The following is a 20520-nucleotide window of genomic DNA, read 5'->3' as shown; positions in this document are numbered from 1 at the left end:
TTCCTCCTAAAAGAAAGCCTTGAATCACGTTCCGTCTGATTTGAGAATCCCAAGAGTCCACACAGCCTAAGGCTCGACGCGTCGATGGCATCTCCAGAGTCGGCGCCCGGTCGTTCTTCGCGACGCAGCGAGCTGCATCATCGCGCGACCAGCCGAGCAAGAAGATATCACATCCCGTGGCTGGCAAATACCTTTTGGCAGCTTTTGCTCAGCCTGGTCCTGTTCTGCTGCAAGCATTGTTGTACCGCAAAATCATTGTCCAATTGCTTTCTGCAAAAGCGCTGCGCATCTCGCCGGCAGGCCTGTTGTTCTTGTGGGGTGCCCATGTGGCCCTGTGCAAAAGATAGTGCAGTCTCGGCCAGCAAAATGGCCAGAACCAGGACAGCCGAACGCATAACGTTCTCCCTATGTTGATGGGGACGAAACGTAGCTCGGCGTCCGCGGTTCCTGGACGGACATGCCGATACTCAGCGCAATCTGCCGAGAGGCTGACGCCCGACGAGGCGATGAGGCAGAGGATCAGCACCTGTCCGGGAAGAACCCTGGGAAGTTTAGGCTCGGCCGGGCCTTGAAGCGCTTGCACTCCACCTCATTGCGGGGCGCTCATTGCCCGCTCTAGCGCCAAATCCGTCGCGCCTAGAGTCTTCTTGTTAAACTCCTCGCTGATCATCGCTTCTTCCCAAATCGACGCTAGCGCCAAACCTAGTAGCGACTTGTCGTCGCGATCTGCTGGTACAATCACACATGTTAAGGGTGCCAAGCTTTGTTGCGTCACTTGTCTGGGTGGCCTCTACCCCCGGGGGCCGAGCTGCTTCTTTGGGAGTTCGGGCCCGTAGCCCATTTCCGCGTCAATCCACAGGCCCTAGCGGCTTGCTCTGGCGCCGCGCGGGCGCAATGCTGAGGCATGGGTACGAAGTCCCGAGAGAGCATCTACGGCGCCTCTGTACGCGCCTCAGCGGAGCGCGCGGCAGAAGCCCGCAGGCAGGCCGACAAGCTCGCCTGTGAGGCCTGGAATAAGCGCATGCTCGCCTTCCAGGGCCCTGCCCAGCCCTCCCCGACGCTCGGGGACGCGATCAATGCCGGCTACCTGTACCTCGAGGTCAAATGCCTGGGCTGCAACACGCACCAGACGGTGGCGCTGGATATCGTCCGGCGGCGAAAGACCACTCCCATCCACGAACTCGAACGCTACATGCGCTGCAAGCTGTGCTCGGAGGAGCGCGGCTATCCCTACAAGCGAAGCCACCTGGTCGCGTTGCGGCCGAGGAAGATATCTGCAAGTGATCCGCCCTCGACGTGGTGGCCGGGCGAACGCTGAAGGTTTTGGTTTCTAGCTGCGGGGCGGAGCAAGCGCGTGACGAAGGAAATGTTCCGGACCATTGGTCTGTTGATATTTTGCGCGGCTCTTATCTGTGTAGGAGGCTACGAACTGTATGGCTGGCATCAGACGGGCCAACTCGCGATGCATGCGGGCTTACATCGTCCATTGTCTTACACTGCTGAACCGGGGCGATTTGTATGGGAATTTGGGACGTATCTCGGGATGCTTTTCCTTGGCCTGCTTGGGATAGTGGGATGCTTCTATTTTCGGGTATGGCGCTGATGGCATTACCGCCTATCACCATGATCAGCGCAGCAAGTTCGTAATGTGCAACCTCTACAGCATCACCACCAACCAGGAAGCGATCCGCGCGCTTTTTCGCGTGATCAACCGCTACGTCGGCAACCTGCCGCCGATGCCGGGCGTGTTTCCTGATTATCCGGCCCCCGTGGTGCGCAACGCCGGCGACGGCCGCGAGCTGGTGCTGATGCGCTGGGGCATGCCGCCGCCACCGCAAAAACCCGGAGGACCAGTAACGAACATCCGCAATACCCCTTCGAAATACTGGCGCGCCTGGCTCAATCCGGAAAACCGTTGCCTGGTCCCTTTCAACAGCTTCGCCGAATACGCACCAGAGCCGAACCCGGCCACGAAGAAAAAGGACGTGGTCTGGTTCGCGCTCGGTGATGACCGGCCGCTCACGGCCTTTGCCGGGATCTGGACGGAGTTCAAGGGCGACCGCGGCACCAAGTCGAAGCCGATCCCCGGACCTCACCTGGTCTACGGCTTCCTGACCACCGAAGCGAACGCGGTCGTAGAACCGATCCATGACAAGGCGATGCCGGTGATCCTGACGACGGACGAGGAGCGCGACGTGTGGCTGCGCGCGCCGTGGGATGAAGCCAAGGCGCTCCAGCGGCCGCTCCGACGACGCCCTGAAGATCGTGCTGCGCGGCCCCGATAAAGAGGATAGACAAGCCGCATGACTAAGGCGCGGGAGTTTATCGAATTCTGGATCGAGAACAGCGTTCACGCCGGCGATGGTGCGCACGGCGCTTCGCAAGACGTCACGGAACTCACGCGGCGCTGTCTCGAGATGGCAGAAGACCAGGGCATCTCGGAACAGGACATCAATGCCGAGATCGGCAACCTGGCGGAGTTTATCGGTCGCAAGCTTGAAGCCGCCAACAAGGTCGAAGCCGAATGGCAGCAGCGCGAGAAAGGCCCCAGCTCAAGCGGATAGTGCTGGGGCCCCTGCGGCGCTCTCGCAGTGCCGGGCCCCGGGAACAGGCCCGACGAGCGAAGATGGCCTATGATGCGACGCTGCGCACCATTTTTGTTGAGCGACAGAATGTCCGACCAGCGCCCTCATTGTCGCTATAGCGGCCAAACGGTATTCTTGCGCGATTCTAGCGCTTACTTCATGCGCGGAGATTTTTCTACTTGTCGAAATCTGCCAAGCTCGTTGCCGCTAGGCGCGGCAAAGTACTCTTGGTGCGTCGCCGGCGCGATGGCTTATGGATGTTTCCTGGCGGACGTAAGCGGCCGCGAGAAACGGAAACGGAATGCCTTCGGCGGGAGATCGAGGAAGAACTTCCCCGGCTCAGGTTGGGCAGGGTGCGACTCTGGAAGGAGATCAAAGCAAAGAACAAGCGCTCGGGCCGTAAGGTGAGCGGCGCCATCTTCATCGCGGAGAAAGCGAAGGGTCCCTTGGTCATCGGAGACAAGAATGAAATCGACCGCGCCGTCTGGCGCAAGCCCCGGGGCATTCGGTTGACGCCCACCTCCCGCTACATTCGAGACAAGCTCTTCCCCGGAAAGTAACGCGCATGAAATACGCCGCTCGCCGGCTACTGGAACTCGCTCGCGCCGTCGAACCCCTTGCAGGACGGCCGCATCCACATCGACAAGATCAACTACCCATTCATGGATCACGAGAAGGCCAAGCCGTCCGAATATGGCGCCAGCTCAAGCTCGCAATCGGGCGCGGCTGGCTCAAGGCGTTTCGCTTTGAGCGCGGTACGGCGCCCCTTGAACGAACCCGGACCAGGAAAGCTATGCAATTAATGCCCCAATCAGGCGAGCTACGCCGCGCCTAGGGCAGCTTCTCCGGAGAGGTGCCGGGCGTTTTCTTTTCCATCAAACTCTACGCTGCCTCGCGTCTCGAACGCTCAACGAGCTTGCTGACGGCTTCGAAGCTCTTTTCATAGTTGCTCGCCGCCTGATCAACATTCTCGGCAAACAGCCGCATCATCGACGCTTGGAACTCAACGAGTGGCTTTACAGCGTTGAAGCCGAGGGAGGCACTGGCAGCCGCGCGACTCTCTTGTTCTTTGACTATGCCGCGGACGTCTAAGTTCTGATCGGCCATTTGATTTCCTCCTCTTGTTATTGCCCCAGCCACCTGACCCCAAACGCTAAAGCGAGATACGAGTTTCAAAGGACGGAATTAATGCGCTGACTAGGTCAGACAGTCAGGCTGACAACTTGTCTTCTTCGCGCCGACCAAGGATAATCTGAAATAGAGAACATCGCGGTCCATGTTTGAGCCTGGGGCGATCTGGTCGCCGACCATTGATCTAGCTCAAGTGTCCCGCCGGAACATGTTCACGGCCGGAGAACTGCGGGCTACGCTATTTCTGACTTGAGCATTTAATCTCGCTAGCTCCAGCGTCCGTTTCCGCAGCCGCTGGCGCATCTGTTCATATTCGAAGCGGCGTCGCTGAAGCTCCAATCGCAGAAGTCGCGATTCGACGATGGTGACATTTGCTCGCTCAAATAGCGTGTACCATCCAGATTCCATACGCGATGCCGACGGCATTCGCATGTAACTAGGACACTGCCAAATTCAACTTAGGACACCAAGTGGTTAAATACGGACACCACCCCCATGTCCATCGACGATCAGGCCCACTTATCTTCTTCGCGGCGGGCTTCGTCCTCATTGAGGCGCTCCGCCACGTCATCGGCGATCGGTAAATCTTCAGTGGTCGCGATCGGCGTGCCGTCCTGTTTCTTGATCTTTTTGCCTTCGGCATGCACTGGAAAATCATCGGGTTTTAGCGGTTTCTTTGAAGCTGACATCGCGACTCCCTCCTGTGAGGCGCCATGATAGCACGCTCTAAGTACCGGGGCCGCCCCGAACTCTCGCTTGGCTGGGTGCGTCCCCTTCGGGACGCGTGCTCACTCGTTTTCATCCTCGCTAAGTTCCCGCTCTGCCAGGAACCAGAACTCGAGGTCTCGGCCCGTAGGCCGCCCGTGCTGTTCCCAGAGTTCGTGGGCGCGAGCCCTGATTGCTTGCTTGGACCGCCGCGCGGCTAGGCGCCGTTGCAGGCTCTCCCTCAGATCCTCGACGAACGCCTTGAGCTGCTGATAGGTCGTTTGGTCGGTTATCTCAGAAGCCAGCCGCTTCGCCTGTTCGAGTTGGCGCTCTAACTCTTGGCGATCGATGCTATGGCTCATGGTCACCTCCGCCAGAAATAAATCGGCGGGGGCAAAATTGTTCATCTTCGGCTTGTTCGTCCGGGAAGCCGGGCCACGAGGCGCGCCCCGCTCCAAAGCTCGATGCCATGGCCCTCGACCAGCCGCCGAGCCCTTTCGATCGCTTCTTCGTCATCAGCGCAGATCATGGGTTCTGAGCTGATGATATGGCCGTCCAGCCCGACGGTATAGGCTCGGTACTCCGGCATGGTCTATTGCGGTGCCCGCAGGCCGGGCGAACTAAGCCACTCATCGATGTGGGAGGCTGTCTCACTTTGCCGCGCCCTTCGCAGTAGGTTTTCGCGCTCTTTGCCGGGCGGCAGTTTGTTGGCTTGCTGGCGGGCCAGCTTAGCGTGCTCGATCAAGCGATCACGGAGGGACAAAACTTGTTTGAAACGGCGTCTCTTCATGACGCGCTCCATCCTTAATGCAGGCGGGAGCACAACACTCTCAGTCACCGCTAAATAGCCTTGGGACGGTACGGCGATGAAGCCAGCCTACGCCCAATCAGTGCTGGCTTCGGTCTAAAAGTGCACACAGCCTCGGTACGCAGTTTCTGAAGCAGAAGGATCTATGAGGTCGGCCAAGAGTCGAATCCCCGCCTCCGGCATTAAAAGCCCGAGCCAGGCACCCCTCCGGCAACCTCCGGCCGGTTGCGCGAAAGGGGGAGAAAGTGACCTACATCCCCGAACGGAAGGTGCCCACCGCGGCCTAGACGAAGCAAAGCTCTTTGGCGTGTCAGCAATCCGGCATTCCCGCCGAACGTGCTGACGCATTTCCAGCGGAGCCGGTTGAGCCAGAAGCGCCAGAACCGGTTGCGCCCGGCGCGGTTGAGCCCACAGTCGTTTCAGGTGCCTTTTCCGACGATGCAGCGGAGGTCGGGTTCTTTTCGCGAATGATGTTATTGCTGACGTCCCAGCATTGCTTGGGCGTGACGCCCTGATCGCGGTTTGCACTAACGCCCGTTCCTTGTGCATTTGCGAAGCTGGTGACTGCCAAAAGGATGGCGCCACAAACCGAAGCGAAATAGATCGTCTTCATGGTTCTTTCCTTCTCACTCATCTGACTGCGGGCGCTCAGTGAACCGGTGGATGCCTGAGAGCGGGGCCGATAGCCTGACTGCCGTCGGCAGCCCACTCGTCCCCGAATGAGGGTCGCTGTGCGAGCCTCAGCCATTCTTCGGAAAGCCGCAGCAGTTGCTGCTTGTCTATCGAAGAGGCGGCCTTCGCGGCTTGTTGCCGGCAGTGCTCGGCTCGCGTGCGGCAAATATCTCCGTGCTCAGCCATGACCGGTACACTGGTCCGCGCTCGCTTCCCGGGCGCCGATTGGCCCCGCATCAACTTCAATTCACCCGACCGGTTTAACGTTCCTAGCCCAGCCGTCTAGGAACGGTTTGCGGAAGGTCGCGTTTGCGAACGGAAAGTCGTGATTTGCCGTCAATGCCCCGTTACTCCTTTCACATCAGCGGAAAGTTCCCATTTCGGGACGAAGTCGGAACGGAGCTTCGAGACGATCGCGCCGCCTGGAAGGAAGCTCTGTTGCTGACCCGCGACATCGAAACATCCTTTCAGCCGGGGCAGAGTTGGAGCCTCGATGTCAAGGCTGGTGATCGTTTGCTTTACCGAATCGGCATCACTAGCGAAGAAGGATGAACAGCGCGCCCGCTACGGAGCCACGATAAAGCCAGCCCGTTGACGAGCACCAAGTGCTCTCCGAGTTAGGACACCTGCCCCAAAAATTTGCCTGCTCTTAGCAAAGCGCGTCTGTTGGGACGCCGGGAAATAGCGGGAGTGGACCTCGCTCCGTCTCCACGAAGCGGGGTCGCTTCCGTTCTTTAAACTGGAGCCCTCCGAAACGGCCCCTCGGCCCCCTACTAGAGCCGTCTCGTTTTCGGCACCTGCAAATACGGGCATTTGGCCGACGGCGAACAGAACGTAAACCGGTCGCGGGCGCAGACTTTAAGCTCGCGACCGGTGACCCCTGGCGAAATAAAACGTGGCCAGTTTGTGTGACGTCACCACTGACTTGACGAGTCGTGGAAGGCCAGCCCACGTCAGACGTGTGACGCGATCCCCTCTCTCTCCTTAGCAGATGCTCTCAATCTTCTGCTTCGCGCTCCCCTTCCGTTTGCAACGATCTTTCGAAGCGAAATGAGATCCGACATTTTTTCTCTGAGCATGAACATGAAAGCGCGTTCGTGCGCGCATTGTGATGACGTTGGAAAACTTGATTGCATTGCGCGATCTATTGAACAGTTCGATACGGCAAACGCCCGCTCCTTCCGCCAGCAGCAGGGCCATCAAGGCCCATTAGCGGCGCGCTCGGTATGCTACCATGCGAAGCGGCGACGATTTCAGCGTCAGCAACGAATTTTCGAAGCGAAAGCAAATCCGACATCTTTTGTGCGAGCACATCGGTATCTGACGCGAGTTGCTCGCAAAGTTCTTTGGCACTGCGTGCTGAAGCGCGCATACCAGCCGCCCTCCTTCTTTGGAAAGGAAGTAACCTGATATGATCGGGAAAGTTCGGTAATTAATTTATTGCAGCTTTAACTTTTTAATATGTCAGTTAATTTCACATTAAATGTCGGTCGGCAACAAAGGAGAAGGCAATGAAGGTCGGTTTTGGCATAGCCGCCGCGATTTTGGCCCTCGCTCTGACGACGATGCCCCCGCCTGCGCAAGCCTGCAATGACAGGGGAAATTGCGAGAACGCGCCCGGTCAGAACAAAAACGTCAGCGCAGCCCCCGGGCCGATCGCTGGTGCAAGTCTTCCGATCCTTGCCGTTGGCTACGGCGTCTATTGGCTGATCAGGCGCCGCAGGAAGCAGAGCTGACATTTTCCCTTGATACCAAGGCGTGCTCAAATAGGAGGGAACGCCGGTCTCTCCGCACGCAAAATCACTGCAGCAGCAGGCACGTCGGCGTTTCTTGACGATCGATAATGCGTAAACGCTTGGCTAGTCGCCATCAACACCGCAGCAAAGACAACAACCAAGACAAGTTGAAGCAAATCTTCCATCGCCATCGCACCGGAATCGCCCGACTGTAGAACGAAATCAGCAACGCCTCCGTTCCGCAGGTTGGGAAAAAGATGCAATCGGGTTGGACCTTGGGGCGCTCGTGCCTCATGTAAGAAGGGCTTCGGCAAAGTGGATGCTGAGGTCCCGAGGTCGGCGGCTGGCTGGGCCGCTCGCGTTGGCACGGCTTGGCCGCGCTAGTAATGCACTCTGGGCCGAGCCGTTTCTATCTCTTGCGCGCGAGCCGCTTCTCCACCCGCTTGCGGCTATTGCCAACCTTCTTCACTGCCTTCTTCACGGCGGATGCCGATCGGCCTGTCTTTTTCGACTCGTAGCTGACCTCGTGCCGCTGTCCGCCGGCGACCCGCGCTCGGTCCTGCTTGCGGCCTCGCGTCGTCTGCTTCTTCGCTTTTGCCATTCTGGCCTCCCTTGTCGTCATGACGCAACGCAGGATAGGGTTTCGCGGTTCCGGTCTGCCGCGATCGTCGGAACGATTTGACCTATACCAGTTTGAATCCGCCTTCTTTGCGTGGAGGTTTCGAGTGGCGTTTCAGCGCAGAAGGCCGGCAGCGCTCGGTACCAAGGCGCCATACCCGGGCTTCATCGAGCCGGCGCTGGCGACGGAGATTGAGCGGGTGCCGACCGGCGCCAGATGGATTCACGGGATCAAGTTCGACGGCTACCGCGTCCAAACTCACATCGCCAATGAGGCCGTCAAGATCTTCACTCGGCGCGGCCATGACTGGACACGTCGCTTCCGCAAAATCGCCGACGACGCCTGGCACATCTCCGCCGGCAGCGACGTCATCGACGGCGAGGTGGTCGCGCCGGCCAAAGACGGCACGACGGATTTCTCGGTGCTGCAGAACGAGCTCAAGGGCCGATCGAAAAAAATCGTCGTTGTCGCCTTCGACCTGCTCTATCTCGATGGCCACGACTTGCGGAAGCTGCCGCTCTCCACGCGGAAGGCCGCATTGAAGAAACTTATCGCCAGCACCGACATCCAGTTCAGCGAGAGTTTCGAGATTGGCGGCCGTGAGATGTTCGAGCACGCCTGCAGGGTCGGCTACGAGGGCGTAGTCTCGAAGGTCGCCGACAGCCCCTATGTCTCAGGCCGCGGCCGCAACTGGGTGAAGACACCGTATGCGCAGCGGGAGACGCTGACGATCGCCGGCTTCGCCCTGGACGAAGGAAAATGGGACGGCGTCTATCTCGGCCGGCGCAAGGGCGCCGAGCTGATCTACGCTGGCAAGGTCGACCACGGCTTCGACAAGGTGTCGGCCGCCGATTTGCAGAAGCGCCTAACGCCGCTGATCCGCAAGACGCAGCCCTACACGAAGCGGATCGCGCACAAAGGCATCTGGGTTGAGCCGAAGCTGCTCGCCGAGGTCGAGTACCGCGCCAAATCGGCGGAGGGCAAGGTGCGGCATCCGTTCTTCAAAGGCCTGCGGGAGGACCTCTGAGGTGAAATGGTGCCCCCGTTGCGACAATTGCCGCTGGGTCTGCGAGAATCACCCGCTGAAGCCGTGGTTAGGCGCACGCCTGCACCTGCGGTGGAGCGGGCATCCCCTGCCCGTTCTGCAACCGCAGCGACGAGGAAACGCCGCCAGACCTGCCGGAGGGCTTTAAGGCTGACACGATCACAAAGGAAGACGGTACCGATTGAGCTTATTCGCGCGCACCGATTACGAGATCATTGTCGACGCCGTTCAAGCTGCCCGTCGTGTGCTCGGGGAGAACATAGAGCCGGGACAGCCGCGCAACGCCACCGTCACCGTTCATCGGCTGCTGGGACTGCTGGACAATCGAGACGTCCACGCGGTGCTGAAGCGCATCGACCTGCGTAACACGTTCGAGCTGGTCAGCGTCGAGACCTGATGAATTTTCCTCTTGGACGCGGGACGCATGCCGCCGCGCCTCATCAAGGCCTCGTGCGCAGGGCATTTACATAGTTTAATGTATCTGGGCAGACCGGCGATGAAAATTCTGCATGGGATGCAAACGAAAGCGAGAATCGATCCACGCCGATCGGCTCGCTGCGGGAGCGGCTCGTCACCTCAGCCCAGCCCAGCAGGCTCGCACGCGCGCCAGAAATCTTGCACCGGGCGCCGAGCAGGATAAGCTGCTCCGGCAAGCGAGGCAAGCCGAACGGGCAGCTGAGCTGGACGAAGCCCTAAGTTTGGTCAGGCGAAATGAAAGACATGCAAGCGCACTTGGAAAAGCTTCGGAATGAAGCCGACGAGTGCGATCTAATCAGCAAGCTCGCGACCAACGCGACGAAGAAAGCACTCTTTGCCAAGCTTGCCGAACACCACCGAGCGTTGGTCAGGGATGTAGAGCAAGCGATCGCGGCCTCCTCGGTAGATCCGAGCGATTGAATCCCGACCGCCGGCCATTGCGGGGATAAAACGCAGCCCGGCCGGGGGTAAGACCGAGCGGCGAGGGGGCAGCGCACACCCGGTTGGTGATCGTCTGTGCGCACCCATCCAACTTCGCGCGCGGACCCTTTGTTCCTTATCTGCCGGCGGTGCAAAAACGAAGAAGACTTATCGTTTTTCTGCAGCGACCAAGGCCTGTCGCAGTCGCGATGGTGCTGCTGGAGGTCGAGATTGGCTAGCCAGAGGACCTAATGACGGCCCGCGGGAACATCGACAACGATCAGCCGCGCGTCGTCGTTCCGGTAGTCAGCTGGAAAGCGAGTTCCTAAGCTCAGGCGATGAGGTGGCCGAGGCGTCCTTCCAGTTCTGCTCTCAAGCGCGCCACCTGCTGAAGGCGGGCTGACAGATCCTCGGCAGTACGACTCAAGCGTACCCCCTGCGTAAGACGGTCTGATAGATTCTTGGTAATACGAAGCAGCAGAATGTTGCGATCGCCTTCTCTCATAGCGTCACCAGGCAATGTACAGTGGCAGCAGCAGAGAGTAAGTGAGCAGCCGCGGATCTGTTCCGGCGATGTTTGCGCGCGGCTGGCCGGAGGCATGCAGGCTGAGAATCCGCGTGCCCGCAACCAGCGACCGAAATCGGCCGAATGCAAGGTGCGGCGCCTCAAAGGCACCTCTGAAATGAAGTGGTGCGCACGCTGCGACAATTGCCGCTGGGTCTGCGAGAACCATCCAGCCAAGCCGTGGCTGGGCGAGCACGCCTGCACCTGCGGCGGCGCCGGCATGCCCTGCCCGGCCTGCAATCCGAGCGATGAGAAGACACCGCCCGACCTGCCCGAGGGTTTCGAAGCGGTCTCGATGACCGGGAGCCACATGCGGCGGATTCCTGGCGAGGAGATCGAAAGCTCGATCGAACCACGCGAGTGGTCGGAGCCGGAGCCGGCGACTTTCGCACCATCGACGGCAAGCCGATCTATTGGCGCGATGGTCGCGGCGTTGTGCATGCCTGTGAGGGCGCCGACATACATCCCGGCGTCAGGGTGCTCTGGACGCTTTGCGGGAAGGATGTCCCGGCCGACACGGCTTACCAGGCCGAGGGGGAAGTCATCACCTGCCCGATTTGCCGAGAGCTCGTCGTAGAGCAAGGTGAACGCAGCCCGACCTAACCAGCTAAATGATCGCGCCACTCTGCACGGTCATTTTTTTTCTTAGCCATTTGGTCACAAGTGCACAGACGCGCGGCATCGAGTGTGCCTTGTTTCGGTAAGCGCTCTCTCCCGCTGATCACTAGGGTGCTCCGAAAGGGTCAGCCGAGAGCACGCGACGCCCCAGCGCAACCCCTCCTGATTCGTCGGGCGCCGGGGCGGTCGAACTCCGCCTTCCTTAATGCACGTGATTGAACTCCCGGTCGGCATGGCAGGTTGGCTCCGGCTGTTGGGGATAGATGTCCTTTGGCCTTCAGTTGCGACAATGCAGAAGCCCCCGACGGAACGGGGGCTCTCTTTTATGAGACATGACTCGGTGCGCGGATGCGACAGCGTCGACTGGGAAAAATAGGAACACATCATTCAGCGCTCAGTTGTTGGACCTCTGCATCTTCCAACGAGGATCATAACAAATGAAGCGTACCTTACTGGCAGTGTTGGCGACTGCGGTGCTCTCAGCGAGCCCGGCGATAGGGCAAAATCCCCCCGCCCAATCTGGCCCGAACAACAGTGCTGTTAACAGTTCGGGACAAAACAATTCGAGCGCCCCCGTGGCTGGCCGCAACAGCTTCACCGAGAGCCAGGCAAAGTCGAGGATCGAGCAGGCGGGCTACTCGAATGTCACGTCTCTGAAAAAGGACGACGACGGCGTGTGGCGCGCCAAGGCCAACAAAGGCGGCTCGCCGACCGATGTCAGCTTGGATTTTCAAGGCAACGTAAACTCGGCTAAGTAAGAGGGCACCTCGACATGACCGTTACAATTTCACGCCTTTATGACAACTACGCCGATGCGCAACGGGCCGTTACCGGCCTGGAGGCGGCAGGCGTGCCTCACTCTGACATCAGCATTGTCGCCAATAATTCGGACAACTGGTACAGCGCCGATAGAAAGGTGGATCGTGATGCCGACGGCGTGGATGATCGCGCCGAAGGTGCCGGTAAAGGCGCCGGGATCGGTGCCGGAGTTGGGGCTGCGGCTGGATTGTTAACGGGGCTCGGGTTGCTCGCCATTCCGGGTTTAGGACCTGTGGTGGCTGCCGGGTGGCTCGTCTCCACGGCGGCGGGCGCGGCTGCTGGTGCTGCCACTGGCGGTGTTGTTGGCGCCTTGACCCAAGCAGGGGTCTCGGAGGAAGAGGCTCCGCTATACGCCGAGGGCGTTCGTCGCGGTGGTACGCTGGTATCAGCGCGGGTTGCTGACGCCGATCGAGGACGGCTGGAATCAATCCTCGATCAGTCCGCTGTGAATCTCCACGACCGCAGCTCCGCTTGGCGAAAGTCGGGTTGGAAGAGTTTCGATCCGTCGGCCAAACCCTACGGAGCCGAAGACGTGCGCAGGGAGCGTGAGCTTTACACTGCACAAAGGCGATAGCGCCGGACGACCCGCTTCGGCGGGTCGTTCTTTCTTCCCGGAAAGAGCGTTGATTCATTAGCCGCCTTGAGCCCAATGATCGACCGCAGATGAAAGCGCAGCCCCGGCGCTCCCCCCACGAAAGTTAGCGCCCCTCTCCTGAGACAGGATGCGATGACGCCGCGTGAGAAACGTGACATGCCTTACATCATCGGGCTCGCCTGTTTGGCGGCGGCCCTTGATGGTCGCCGCGTGTACCGAAAACCTTGTCCGAGTTGATGATGTGACGGATTCGGCTAAGGTGGCGGGATGATCGGGCTTCTCTATTTCGTGCTGGCCGTCGTGACCTCGCCGTTCAGGTCGAGGTTGCAGCTTGAAGCTGAGAACGCGGCGCTTCGACATCAGTTGATGGTCTTGCGGCGGAGGCTGCAGGGTCGCGTCCGGCTCACGAACCATGATCGCTGGTTCTTTGTCCAGCTGTATCGTTGGTTTCCATCAATCTCGTCCGTCCTCACGATCGTCCGGCCCGAGACCCTCGTGCGTTGGCACAGGACTGGTTTTCGCTGCTACTGGCGTTGGAAGTCACGATCTTCGGGAGGCCGACCGCAGATCGACACCGAGCTGCGCGTGTTGATCCGGCGGATCAGCATCGAAAATCCGCTTTGGGGCGCGCCGCGCATCCACGGCGAACTGCTGAAGCTCGGGTTTGAGGTCGCGCAGTCGAGCGTCGCTAAGTACATGGTCAGGCGACGCGGGCCGCCCAGCCAGGGATGGCGGACGTTCTTGCGCAGCCACGCGCCGGACATTGCCGCCATGGACTTGTTCGTCGTTCCAACGATCGGTTTCGAACCGCTCTATGCTCTCGTCATCGTCCGGCTCGATCGCAGAGCCCTCGTTTGGATCAACGTCACAGCACATCCGACGGCCGAATGGGTTGCACGTCAACTCACGGAGGCATTTCCCTGGGACCAGGCTCCGCGCTACCTCATCCGGGATCTCGACCGGATCTATGGCAGCGTCGTCGCGCCGAATGCGCTCCATGGGCATCCGCGACAAGCCTACTGCACCGGCCTCGCCGTGGCAGAATGGAGTTGCCGAACGGTTGAGCGGATCGATCCGCCGCGAGTGCTTAGATCACATCCTCGTCTTTGGTGAGACGCATCTACGACGGATTTTGCGATCCTACGCACGCTATTACAACGACATCCGAACGCGCCGGTCGTTGGACAAAGACGCGCCGGTTGCTCGCCCGGTTCAGCGAACCGGAAGCATTAAATCACACGCCATCCTTGGCGGACTTCACCACCACTACGCCCGAGCTCAGGTTTTCGGTACAGACAGGAGGGATTGCCGGGATCGGTGCTCAACGGGTGATCACACGCGTTCCATCGCCCCCGCGCGATTTGGCACGGCTCGTATGCTTGCTTCGACCGCGGCAGCCCGATTGCTTCGAATTGCGGCAGCTCCGATCGAAAATGCAGCAGAACCTGGCCTTGGCAGTCAAATTGTCGCACGAGATGGTCGAGCAACTCATGGATCGGTCCTACGCACTGCCGAGATACGCGGCGACGATCTGTGGCGACTTCAGCAAGTCACCCGCCTGACCTTCCAATTTGATCCCGCCGGATTCGAGCACGTAGCCGTAGCTGGCGATCGAGAGCGCCTTGCGCGCATTCTGCTCCACCAGCAACACCGTCGTGCCGGCGGCGTTGATCTCGCGAATGGTGCGGAAGATGTCGTTGACGATCTGCGGCGCGAGGCCCATCGACGGCTCGTCCAGCAAGAGCAGCTTCGGCCGCGCCATCAACGCGCGGCCGATCGCCAACATCTGCTGCTCACCGCCGGACATCTGGCCGGCGAATTGCTTGCGCCGCTCACGCAGGCGGCCGAAACGACGATACACGCTCTCCAGATCGGCGCCGACTTGGTCGTCGCGTCGCGTATAGGCGCCAACCAGCAGATTGTCCTCGACGCTCATGTTCGATACCACCCGGCGGCCTTCCGGCACCAGACTCACGCCCCGTCGGACGATCACGTCGGCAGATGCGCGGCGGATCGACTGCCCTTCGAGCAGGATGTCACCCGATGATGCTGCGACCAGCCCACAGATAGCCGATAAGGTCGTGGTCTTGCCCGCGCCGTTCGCACCGATCAGGCAGACGCACGATCCCGTAGGGACGGAAAGCGAAATGCCTTCCAGCACATCGACCGGGCCATAGCCGGCACTGAGCTTGCGGATCTCAAGCAGCCTCGTCGCGCCCCAGATAAGCTTCGATGACAGCCGGGCTGTTCCGGATCTCCGCAGGCGTACCCTCAGCGATCTCACGGCCGAAGTTCAAGCAGACGATGTGGTCGGTTACCTTGGAGACGAGGTCGATATCGTGCTCGATCAGCAGAACCGTAATGCCGGACGCCTTGATCTGCCGGATCAGATCGGCGAGTTGCTCCTTCTCGGAATGATTCATTCCGGCCGCCGGCTCGTCGAGCAGCAGCAGCCGCGGTCGTGTTGCCAGGGCGCGAGCGATCTCGACACGACGCCGGTCGCCATAGGAAAGATTCCCGGCCAACACCTCGGCAAGATGTCCAATACGGAGTTCGTCGAGAAGCGAGCGGCAGCGCCCCTCCGCCTCCCTCTCCTCGCGAGCGACGCCCGGCAGACGCGCCAGCACCGCCAGAATGCTCCGACGATGACCGAGATGCGTTCCGAGCGTCACGTTGGCGAGCACCGACTGGTCGGCGAGCAGCCGGATGTTTTGGAACGTGCGCGCCACGCCGCGCGCGGCCACCTGATGCGGCGGCGAGCCGGTCAGCGGAACACCATCGAGCGTAATCCGGCCCGCATCGGCCGGATATAGCCCGGTGATCATGTTCATTGTGGTGGTCTTGCCGGAGCCGTTCGGTCCGATCAGGCCGGTGACCTGCCCGGCTGCGGCCACGAACGAAATGCTGTCGACCGCCACGATGCCCTGGAAGCGCTTGGCGATTTTCCATACTTCGAGTTGGACGCCGATCATGACTGCGCCTGCTCGGTAGCCGCCGCGAGCTTTGTCTCACCAGCCCGCACTCCGAACCAGCGCAGCTTGAAGACCGACATCGCACCGCCCGGCAGATAGAGCACGATCGCCACGACCAGCGCGCCCATCAGGATCTCGCGCAATTGATTCGAGAAGCGCAGCGCCTCCGGCAGCAGCGTCGTGAAGATCGCGCCGATCAGCGGACCGGCGAGTGCATTGACGCCACCCAGGATCGGATAGGTCAGCGCATCGACGCTGCGCACCAGTCCGAAATCGCCCGGCCCGATGAAATAGTTGAGATGCGCGGCCAGCGCGCCCGCTGCGCCGCAGATGAATCCGCTGGCAATGAACAGCGACAGGCGATGCATGAACACATTGACGCCCATTGACTGGGCGACCACGTCGTCCTGCTTGATGGCGGCGATCGCGCGGCCGAAATAGGAACGTCGCAGGGTGTAAGCGACGTAGATGACGACGGCGACGGCGAGCGCGAGGTGCCACGTCTCGGTGTGACGGGGAATGCTGAAGATGCCGATGGCGCCTCCGGTGACGCTATCCCAGTTCAATGCGATCACTCTAATCACTTCGGTGAACGCGAACGTCGCGAGCATGAAGTAGTCGCCCCGCAAACGGAGCACCGGCGCTCCAATCGCTGCAGCCCCAAGGGCCGCCAGCAGCGCGCCCGCGAAGACCGCCGGCGCGAACGGAAAGCCGAGCTCCATCGTGCAGTACACGCTGCAATAAGCCCCCAACGCCATAAAGCCACCGGTCGCCAGCGAGAACATGTTGGCGCTCAGCGCCAGGAAAAGGCCGTAGCCGACTAGCGAATTGAGCAGGCATAAATCGATGATGTTCGAATAGCTCGCGAAAAACTGGCTGATCCAGGCGCTCATGCGCGGCGCTCTTCAAAGCCGGAGAACAATCCGTTCGGCTTGACCAGCAGGATGACGAAGATCAACCCGAAACCGATCGCATCCCGAAAGGACGACGACACGTAGGCGACGCTGAAGACCTCGATCAATCCCAGCAGGAAGCCGCCGGCGACGGCACCCGGCACATTGCCGAGACCGCCGAGAATGATGACGGTGAGCCCCTTCACGAGCATCTGCTCGCCCATGAACGGCGAAACCACGTTGAACAGATTGCCGAGCAGCATGCCCGCCGCACCGGCCAGCGCACCCGCCAGGAAGAAGGTCGCCAGAATTGTTCGGCCCACTGGAACGCCGACGATGCGCGCGACATCCTCACTGAACGCCACGGTTCTGATCGCCCGGCCGATCGAGCTTCGCTGCAATACGAAGGCCAGCAACGCCATCAGCAGCAGCGAAACAACCAGAAGCACGACCTGCAACAACTGGATCCTGACGTCCGCGATTTCCCAGGAGATCTGCATGAGATCGCTTGCCGGATAGCGTTGAACCTGGGTGCCGAAAATCTCCTGCGCCAATCCGACCATCATGCGCGCCAGGGCGAGACTGGCCACCAATCCCATCCAGCGATGCCCGCCGCGTGCCCGCAACGTGCGGAAGATCACCAGTTCGCTCAGCATCCCGAGCAAACCACCACCGGCTAGCGCCACCGCGAGCGCCAGCGGCGCCGGCAACCCCAGCCGCGCAGCTTCGAGACCAAAATACGCCCCGCCCATGAAGAACGCACCTTGCGCCATATTGACGATGTTCAACACGCCGAAGATCAGCGTGCATCCCATCGCGAACACGGCATAGGTTGATCCGAGCGAGATGCCATTGACGAGCTGCTGCAAGAAGGTCGACATCGCAGATCCCTACGGATCAGTCGGCGGCCAAGATGAACTTGCCGCCTTTCATAACCAAGACCTTCGGCGTCACTGCCGGCTCGCGGTGCGCATCGAACGAGAAGCTGCCGTTGTTCGCTTCCAGGTCTTTGGTCGCCGCGATGGCGTCGCGCAGCTTCTTGAGGTCCGACACCCCGCCAGCGCGCTTGACCGCATCGGCAACGACGTAGACCGATGTATAGGCCTGAGCTGCGAAGTTGTCGGGCTCGGAGCTGTACCTCTTGCGATAGGCCTCGACGAACGCCTTGTTCTTGGGGCTGTCGTACTGAATGAACCAGCCTGAGCCGACGGTGAAACCGTCCGCCGCGGCACCGGCAAGCTCGGCGAGCTTGTTGGAGATCGCCGCGTTGGCACCGAGAATGACCGTTGACGGCGGAATACCGAGCTGTCGGGCCTGGCGGACGATGTTCGCGGTTTCCTCGGCGAGGCCGCCAATTACCAGAATGTCGGGGTTGGCTGCCTTGATCTTGGTGAGCTGAGCCGAATAGTCGACGTCGCCCTTCTGAAACGTCTCGGTCGCGACGATCTTAATGTCTTCGGACTCCAGCGCCTTCTTGTGGACCGCATAGGCCGACTTCATCAGGGTGTCGTCGATGCCGTAGATCTGCGCGGCTGTCTTCGGCGAGTATTTTTTCTTCACGTAAGCCAGCACGCCCGGGAACACCATCGATTCCGGCGGGCTGGTGCGGAAGATGTAGTCACCCATGTCCGTGATGCCAGGCGCGGTGTTCGAGCTCGCGATGACGGGAACGCCGGCCTTTTGCGCCAGCGGGTCGGCAGCGAATGCGGAGGTCGCCAGCGTCGGCCCCAGGATCACCGCGACCTTTTCCTGATTGATCAGGCGCTGAAAGATATTCACCGACTGACCACGGTCACCGGCGTCATCTTGATGAATCCCGACGAGCTTGTAGTCACCGAGCTTGCCCGACGTATTGATCTCGTCGATCGCAAGTTCCGCGCCGTTCTTCTGCATTAGACCGTACAGGGCGGCCGACCCACCCGATGTCGCCTGCACGATGCCGATATTGACCGGCGTTTCCGACAGAGCCGCGCTGGAAAATGCCATCGCACCGGCTGCAGAAAGCAACAACGCAAACACCGATCTCTTCATCGAGAAGTCCCTTCGAGTATTGTCTCTCGCGGTAACTACTCGCGCGATCGACCGAAAATAAAGCTACATCACTTTTGTTCACACGCGAGAGCAAAGATCAGACATTCTCTGCTTACTTATTAAACCAATTTTCTACGCCTCGTGCGCGCTACGCGCCGTTCTTTCCGCACTCACGCTTGAATTGCAGTTCATCGAGAAACACCGCGAGATTCGTCACGACGACGTCGACGTGATCAGGCTCTTGCACACCGTTTAACCGATCGACATGAAGGATCGGATCGACGACAAGCGCGGTCTTCATGCCGAGCTCGCGAGGGGCGACGAGATTCCCCGCGCGATCTTCGAACATCGCGGACGCCGTTGGATCGATCCCGTGCCTGACAAACAGATTTTCGAAGGCGCTCCGATGCGGCTTTCCGACGTAGCCGCTGTCCTCGATGCTGGCCACGACGTCAAAGACGTCGGATAGGCCGATCGCAGCGAGCGCAGCCAATGCGTGGCCGCGTGATGCGTTCGTGAAAACCACGCGTTTGCCCGGCAGTGCCGTGATGCTTGCGATCAAGCGCAGATTCGGACTCAGCGCCGACAGATCGATGTCGTGCACGAAATCGAGAAATTCGTCCGGCGCCACGCCGTGCAGTTCGACCATTCCCTGCAGCGTCGAGCCAAATCGCTCGTAATAGTCGAGATGCATCGCCTCCGCAGCAGCAAGATGTATTTTCATGTGGTCGGCGATGAACGCCACCACGCGCCGCCTGAGCTGTTCGTGCAGACCAATCGAGCGCGCATAGAGCGTGTCGTCGAGATCGAAAATCCAGTTCTCGACATGCGCAAAGGCTTCGCGCACGTCGCCGTCTCGTTGAACTTCCCCTGCACTTGCCGAGACGATCATGACGTCGCTCAATGGCTGGAAGTCGAGATGGGTCGTTTGCTCCTCCTCAGGCCACAGCCTCTTTCATCCGTTTAATCGCGCGATGGGCGCTCGGCTTGATGTCCTTGACGTCGAGGCTGATATCGAGCGCTCGAATCGAGTGGGTCAGATCGCCGACCGAGATGATATCGACGCCGGTCTCGGCGATGGGGACGATGGTCTGTTCGTTGATGCCGCCCGATGCTTCAGTCATGGCGCGGCCGTTGACGAGCTTCAGCCCGTCGCGCATTTCGCCGATGTCCATGTTGTCGAACATGATGATCTCGACGCCGCACGACAGTGCTTCCTCGACCATCTCCAGAGTTTCACATTCGACTTCGATCTTGAACGTGTGCTGAGCGGTCGCCCGCAGCGTCTCGATCGCATTGGTGATCGAGCCGGCGATCTTGATGTGATTGTCCTTGACCAGGATGCAGTTGGCCAGGCTGAAGATGTGGTTGTGAGCACCCCCGACGCGTACGGCGTACTTCATGATCATCCGAAGTCCCGGCCAGCCCTTGCGCGTATCGGTCAGCCGGACCTTGGTGTGCTTGACCAGATCGAAATAGCGGCGGGTCTTGGTCGCGATGCCCGACATCTGCTGCAGCCAGTCGAGAGAATTGCGCTCGATGATGAAGAACGTTGAGGCGCGTGCCTGGACGCGCATGAGCACGGTGCCTGGGCTCACGCTGTCACCGTCCTGGACGGCGTGTTCGACCCGCGCATCGGGATCGATCTGCTTGATCGTCTCGTCGGCCAGCAGCAGGCCGCAAACGATACCGTGGCCTTTGGCGTAGATCTGCGCGGCCTGGACCGGATCCTCCCCGACCAGGAAGCCGCCGGTAGTGTCGCCGGGCCCAAGTTCTTCGCGCAGAGCCTGCTCGACAAGCGGCCGGATCATAAAGCGATTCAGTTTCAT

The 20520-nt window shown here is 60.2% G+C and carries 25 protein-coding genes and 2 pseudogenes; 13 read left to right on the top strand and 14 right to left on the bottom strand.

The annotated features are described in order from the left end of the window. Positions 1–167: 167 nt before the first annotated feature. Positions 168–395, bottom strand: a complete 228-nt coding sequence (locus AC5ZGW_RS34100) for a hypothetical protein (RefSeq protein WP_080664150.1) — start codon at positions 393–395, stop codon at positions 168–170. A gap of 509 nt (positions 396–904) precedes the next feature. Between AC5ZGW_RS34100 and AC5ZGW_RS34095 the strand changes: the two genes are divergently transcribed. From AC5ZGW_RS34095 to AC5ZGW_RS34080, 4 genes and pseudogenes are all read left to right on the top strand, one after another. After that, complete coding sequence (locus AC5ZGW_RS34095) at positions 905–1318, top strand: hypothetical protein (RefSeq protein WP_130226157.1); 414 nt, start codon at positions 905–907, stop codon at positions 1316–1318. A 328-nt stretch (positions 1319–1646) separates the two neighbouring features. Beyond that, a pseudogene (locus AC5ZGW_RS34090) lies at positions 1647–2307 on the top strand (SOS response-associated peptidase). Then, positions 2304–2564, top strand: a complete 261-nt coding sequence (locus AC5ZGW_RS34085) for a DUF768 domain-containing protein (protein WP_028168930.1) — start codon at positions 2304–2306, stop codon at positions 2562–2564. The pseudogene AC5ZGW_RS34090 and the gene AC5ZGW_RS34085 overlap by 4 nt, the downstream one beginning before the upstream one ends. A gap of 200 nt (positions 2565–2764) precedes the next feature. Further along, positions 2765–3145, top strand: a complete 381-nt coding sequence (locus AC5ZGW_RS34080; protein WP_130226156.1) for an NUDIX hydrolase — start codon at positions 2765–2767, stop codon at positions 3143–3145. A gap of 322 nt (positions 3146–3467) precedes the next feature. Here the strand turns inward: AC5ZGW_RS34080 and AC5ZGW_RS34075 are convergent, their stop codons facing one another. From AC5ZGW_RS34075 to AC5ZGW_RS34060, 4 genes are all read right to left on the bottom strand, one after another. Beyond that, a complete protein-coding gene (locus tag AC5ZGW_RS34075; RefSeq protein WP_130226155.1) occupies positions 3468–3692 on the bottom strand; it encodes a hypothetical protein in 225 nt (74 codons plus the stop codon). 533 nt (positions 3693–4225) lie between these two features. Beyond that, positions 4226–4405 (bottom strand): hypothetical protein, encoded by a 180-nt coding sequence (locus AC5ZGW_RS34070; protein WP_130226154.1) that lies wholly within the window; start codon positions 4403–4405, stop codon positions 4226–4228. Positions 4406–4504: 99 nt separating this feature from the next. Then, positions 4505–4828, bottom strand: coding sequence for a DUF2934 domain-containing protein (locus tag AC5ZGW_RS34065; protein WP_245474735.1), 324 nt, complete (start codon positions 4826–4828; stop codon positions 4505–4507). A gap of 711 nt (positions 4829–5539) precedes the next feature. Beyond that, complete coding sequence (locus AC5ZGW_RS34060) at positions 5540–5842, bottom strand: hypothetical protein (RefSeq protein ID WP_130226151.1); 303 nt, start codon at positions 5840–5842, stop codon at positions 5540–5542. 398 nt (positions 5843–6240) lie between these two features. On the opposite strand from AC5ZGW_RS34060, the gene AC5ZGW_RS34055 reads away from it, so the two are divergent. The 3 genes from AC5ZGW_RS34055 to AC5ZGW_RS34045 all read left to right on the top strand — a co-directional run bounded on the left by AC5ZGW_RS34055 (position 6241) and on the right by AC5ZGW_RS34045 (position 7637). After that, a complete protein-coding gene (locus AC5ZGW_RS34055; RefSeq protein ID WP_130226150.1) occupies positions 6241–6453 on the top strand; it encodes a DUF6894 family protein in 213 nt (70 codons plus the stop codon). A gap of 531 nt (positions 6454–6984) precedes the next feature. Further along, positions 6985–7311 carry a hypothetical protein gene (locus tag AC5ZGW_RS34050; protein ID WP_130226149.1) on the top strand — a complete coding sequence of 109 codons (327 nt, stop codon included), beginning with the start codon at positions 6985–6987 and terminating at the stop codon, positions 7309–7311. A 101-nt stretch (positions 7312–7412) separates the two neighbouring features. Further along, positions 7413–7637, top strand: a complete 225-nt coding sequence (locus tag AC5ZGW_RS34045) for a hypothetical protein (protein WP_165435237.1) — start codon at positions 7413–7415, stop codon at positions 7635–7637. A 409-nt stretch (positions 7638–8046) separates the two neighbouring features. Here the strand turns inward: AC5ZGW_RS34045 and AC5ZGW_RS34040 are convergent, their stop codons facing one another. Next, the gene (locus tag AC5ZGW_RS34040; RefSeq protein ID WP_028168922.1) at positions 8047–8238 is read right to left on the bottom strand and encodes a DUF3606 domain-containing protein; all 192 of its coding nucleotides are present in this window, start codon (positions 8236–8238) and stop codon (positions 8047–8049) included. A 124-nt stretch (positions 8239–8362) separates the two neighbouring features. Here AC5ZGW_RS34040 and ligD point away from each other — a divergent pair, with 124 nt between their 5' ends. The 3 genes from ligD (at position 8363) to AC5ZGW_RS34025 (ending at position 10198) form a co-directional block, all read left to right on the top strand. Beyond that, on the top strand, positions 8363–9283 hold the full coding sequence (gene ligD, locus AC5ZGW_RS34035) for a non-homologous end-joining DNA ligase (RefSeq protein WP_130226148.1): 921 nt from the start codon (positions 8363–8365) through the stop codon (positions 9281–9283). Between the two features lie 199 nt (positions 9284–9482). After that, on the top strand, positions 9483–9698 hold the full coding sequence (locus tag AC5ZGW_RS34030; protein ID WP_130226147.1) for a hypothetical protein: 216 nt from the start codon (positions 9483–9485) through the stop codon (positions 9696–9698). A 314-nt stretch (positions 9699–10012) separates the two neighbouring features. Then, complete coding sequence (locus tag AC5ZGW_RS34025; RefSeq protein WP_028168919.1) at positions 10013–10198, top strand: hypothetical protein; 186 nt, start codon at positions 10013–10015, stop codon at positions 10196–10198. 331 nt (positions 10199–10529) lie between these two features. Here AC5ZGW_RS34025 and AC5ZGW_RS34020 read toward each other — a convergent pair whose 3' ends face one another. Next, on the bottom strand, positions 10530–11345 hold the full coding sequence (locus AC5ZGW_RS34020; RefSeq protein ID WP_165435236.1) for a hypothetical protein: 816 nt from the start codon (positions 11343–11345) through the stop codon (positions 10530–10532). A 473-nt stretch (positions 11346–11818) separates the two neighbouring features. Here AC5ZGW_RS34020 and AC5ZGW_RS34015 point away from each other — a divergent pair, with 473 nt between their 5' ends. The 3 genes and pseudogenes from AC5ZGW_RS34015 to AC5ZGW_RS34005 form a co-directional block, all read left to right on the top strand. Beyond that, positions 11819–12139, top strand: coding sequence for a PepSY domain-containing protein (locus AC5ZGW_RS34015; RefSeq protein ID WP_028168917.1), 321 nt, complete (start codon positions 11819–11821; stop codon positions 12137–12139). Positions 12140–12153: 14 nt separating this feature from the next. Then, positions 12154–12774: a general stress protein gene (locus AC5ZGW_RS34010; RefSeq protein WP_028168916.1), complete on the top strand. Its 621-nt coding sequence runs from the start codon at positions 12154–12156 to the stop codon at positions 12772–12774. 835 nt (positions 12775–13609) lie between these two features. Further along, positions 13610–13933, top strand: a pseudogene (locus AC5ZGW_RS34005) (integrase core domain-containing protein); the annotation flags it as partial. Positions 13934–14296: 363 nt separating this feature from the next. Here AC5ZGW_RS34005 and AC5ZGW_RS34000 read toward each other — a convergent pair. The 7 genes from AC5ZGW_RS34000 to nadC all read right to left on the bottom strand — a co-directional run bounded on the left by AC5ZGW_RS34000 (position 14297) and on the right by nadC (position 20520). After that, a complete protein-coding gene (locus AC5ZGW_RS34000) occupies positions 14297–15001 on the bottom strand; it encodes an ABC transporter ATP-binding protein (protein ID WP_028167117.1) in 705 nt (234 codons plus the stop codon). Then, complete coding sequence (locus AC5ZGW_RS33995) at positions 14994–15767, bottom strand: ABC transporter ATP-binding protein (RefSeq protein WP_130226144.1); 774 nt, start codon at positions 15765–15767, stop codon at positions 14994–14996. The genes AC5ZGW_RS34000 and AC5ZGW_RS33995 overlap by 8 nt, the downstream gene beginning before the upstream one ends. Further along, positions 15764–16660, bottom strand: coding sequence for a branched-chain amino acid ABC transporter permease (locus tag AC5ZGW_RS33990; protein ID WP_130226143.1), 897 nt, complete (start codon positions 16658–16660; stop codon positions 15764–15766). Before AC5ZGW_RS33990 ends, AC5ZGW_RS33995 begins: the two co-directional genes overlap by 4 nt. Then, on the bottom strand, positions 16657–17541 hold the full coding sequence (locus AC5ZGW_RS33985; RefSeq protein ID WP_130226142.1) for a branched-chain amino acid ABC transporter permease: 885 nt from the start codon (positions 17539–17541) through the stop codon (positions 16657–16659). Before AC5ZGW_RS33985 ends, AC5ZGW_RS33990 begins: the two co-directional genes overlap by 4 nt. Before the next feature lie 16 nt (positions 17542–17557). Continuing rightward, positions 17558–18691, bottom strand: coding sequence for an ABC transporter substrate-binding protein (locus AC5ZGW_RS33980; RefSeq protein WP_130226141.1), 1134 nt, complete (start codon positions 18689–18691; stop codon positions 17558–17560). A 148-nt stretch (positions 18692–18839) separates the two neighbouring features. Beyond that, positions 18840–19538, bottom strand: a complete 699-nt coding sequence (locus AC5ZGW_RS33975; protein ID WP_165435235.1) for a pyrimidine 5'-nucleotidase — start codon at positions 19536–19538, stop codon at positions 18840–18842. Between the two features lie 91 nt (positions 19539–19629). Next, positions 19630–20520 (bottom strand): carboxylating nicotinate-nucleotide diphosphorylase, encoded by an 891-nt coding sequence (nadC, locus tag AC5ZGW_RS33970; protein WP_130226139.1) that lies wholly within the window; start codon positions 20518–20520, stop codon positions 19630–19632.

The sequence above is a fragment of the Bradyrhizobium sp. Crot121 genome (genome assembly GCF_059512385.1).
This window is presented reverse-complemented; position numbering and strand designations above follow the sequence as displayed.

Bases quoted from the DNA above. Each gene is read 5' to 3' on its own strand.
- AC5ZGW_RS34100 (WP_080664150.1), bottom strand. From the start codon at position 395: ATGCGTTCGGCTGTCCTGGTTCTGGCCATTTTGCTGGCCGAGACTGCA.
- AC5ZGW_RS34095 (WP_130226157.1), top strand. From the start codon at position 905: ATGGGTACGAAGTCCCGAGAGAGCATCTACGGCGCCTCTGTACGCGCC.
- AC5ZGW_RS34085 (WP_028168930.1), top strand. From the start codon at position 2,304: ATGACTAAGGCGCGGGAGTTTATCGAATTCTGGATCGAGAACAGCGTT.
- AC5ZGW_RS34075 (WP_130226155.1), bottom strand. From the start codon at position 3,692: ATGGCCGATCAGAACTTAGACGTCCGCGGCATAGTCAAAGAACAAGAG.
- AC5ZGW_RS34070 (WP_130226154.1), bottom strand. From the start codon at position 4,405: ATGTCAGCTTCAAAGAAACCGCTAAAACCCGATGATTTTCCAGTGCAT.
- AC5ZGW_RS34065 (WP_245474735.1), bottom strand. From the start codon at position 4,828: ATGAACAATTTTGCCCCCGCCGATTTATTTCTGGCGGAGGTGACCATG.
- AC5ZGW_RS34060 (WP_130226151.1), bottom strand. From the start codon at position 5,842: ATGAAGACGATCTATTTCGCTTCGGTTTGTGGCGCCATCCTTTTGGCA.
- AC5ZGW_RS34055 (WP_130226150.1), top strand. From the start codon at position 6,241: ATGCCCCGTTACTCCTTTCACATCAGCGGAAAGTTCCCATTTCGGGAC.
- AC5ZGW_RS34050 (WP_130226149.1), top strand. From the start codon at position 6,985: ATGAAAGCGCGTTCGTGCGCGCATTGTGATGACGTTGGAAAACTTGAT.
- AC5ZGW_RS34045 (WP_165435237.1), top strand. From the start codon at position 7,413: ATGAAGGTCGGTTTTGGCATAGCCGCCGCGATTTTGGCCCTCGCTCTG.
- AC5ZGW_RS34040 (WP_028168922.1), bottom strand. From the start codon at position 8,238: ATGGCAAAAGCGAAGAAGCAGACGACGCGAGGCCGCAAGCAGGACCGA.
- AC5ZGW_RS34025 (WP_028168919.1), top strand. From the start codon at position 10,013: ATGAAAGACATGCAAGCGCACTTGGAAAAGCTTCGGAATGAAGCCGAC.
- AC5ZGW_RS34015 (WP_028168917.1), top strand. From the start codon at position 11,819: ATGAAGCGTACCTTACTGGCAGTGTTGGCGACTGCGGTGCTCTCAGCG.
- AC5ZGW_RS34010 (WP_028168916.1), top strand. From the start codon at position 12,154: ATGACCGTTACAATTTCACGCCTTTATGACAACTACGCCGATGCGCAA.
- AC5ZGW_RS33995 (WP_130226144.1), bottom strand. From the start codon at position 15,767: ATGATCGGCGTCCAACTCGAAGTATGGAAAATCGCCAAGCGCTTCCAG.
- AC5ZGW_RS33990 (WP_130226143.1), bottom strand. From the start codon at position 16,660: ATGAGCGCCTGGATCAGCCAGTTTTTCGCGAGCTATTCGAACATCATC.
- AC5ZGW_RS33985 (WP_130226142.1), bottom strand. From the start codon at position 17,541: ATGTCGACCTTCTTGCAGCAGCTCGTCAATGGCATCTCGCTCGGATCA.
- AC5ZGW_RS33980 (WP_130226141.1), bottom strand. From the start codon at position 18,691: ATGAAGAGATCGGTGTTTGCGTTGTTGCTTTCTGCAGCCGGTGCGATG.
- nadC (WP_130226139.1), bottom strand. From the start codon at position 20,520: ATGAAACTGAATCGCTTTATGATCCGGCCGCTTGTCGAGCAGGCTCTG.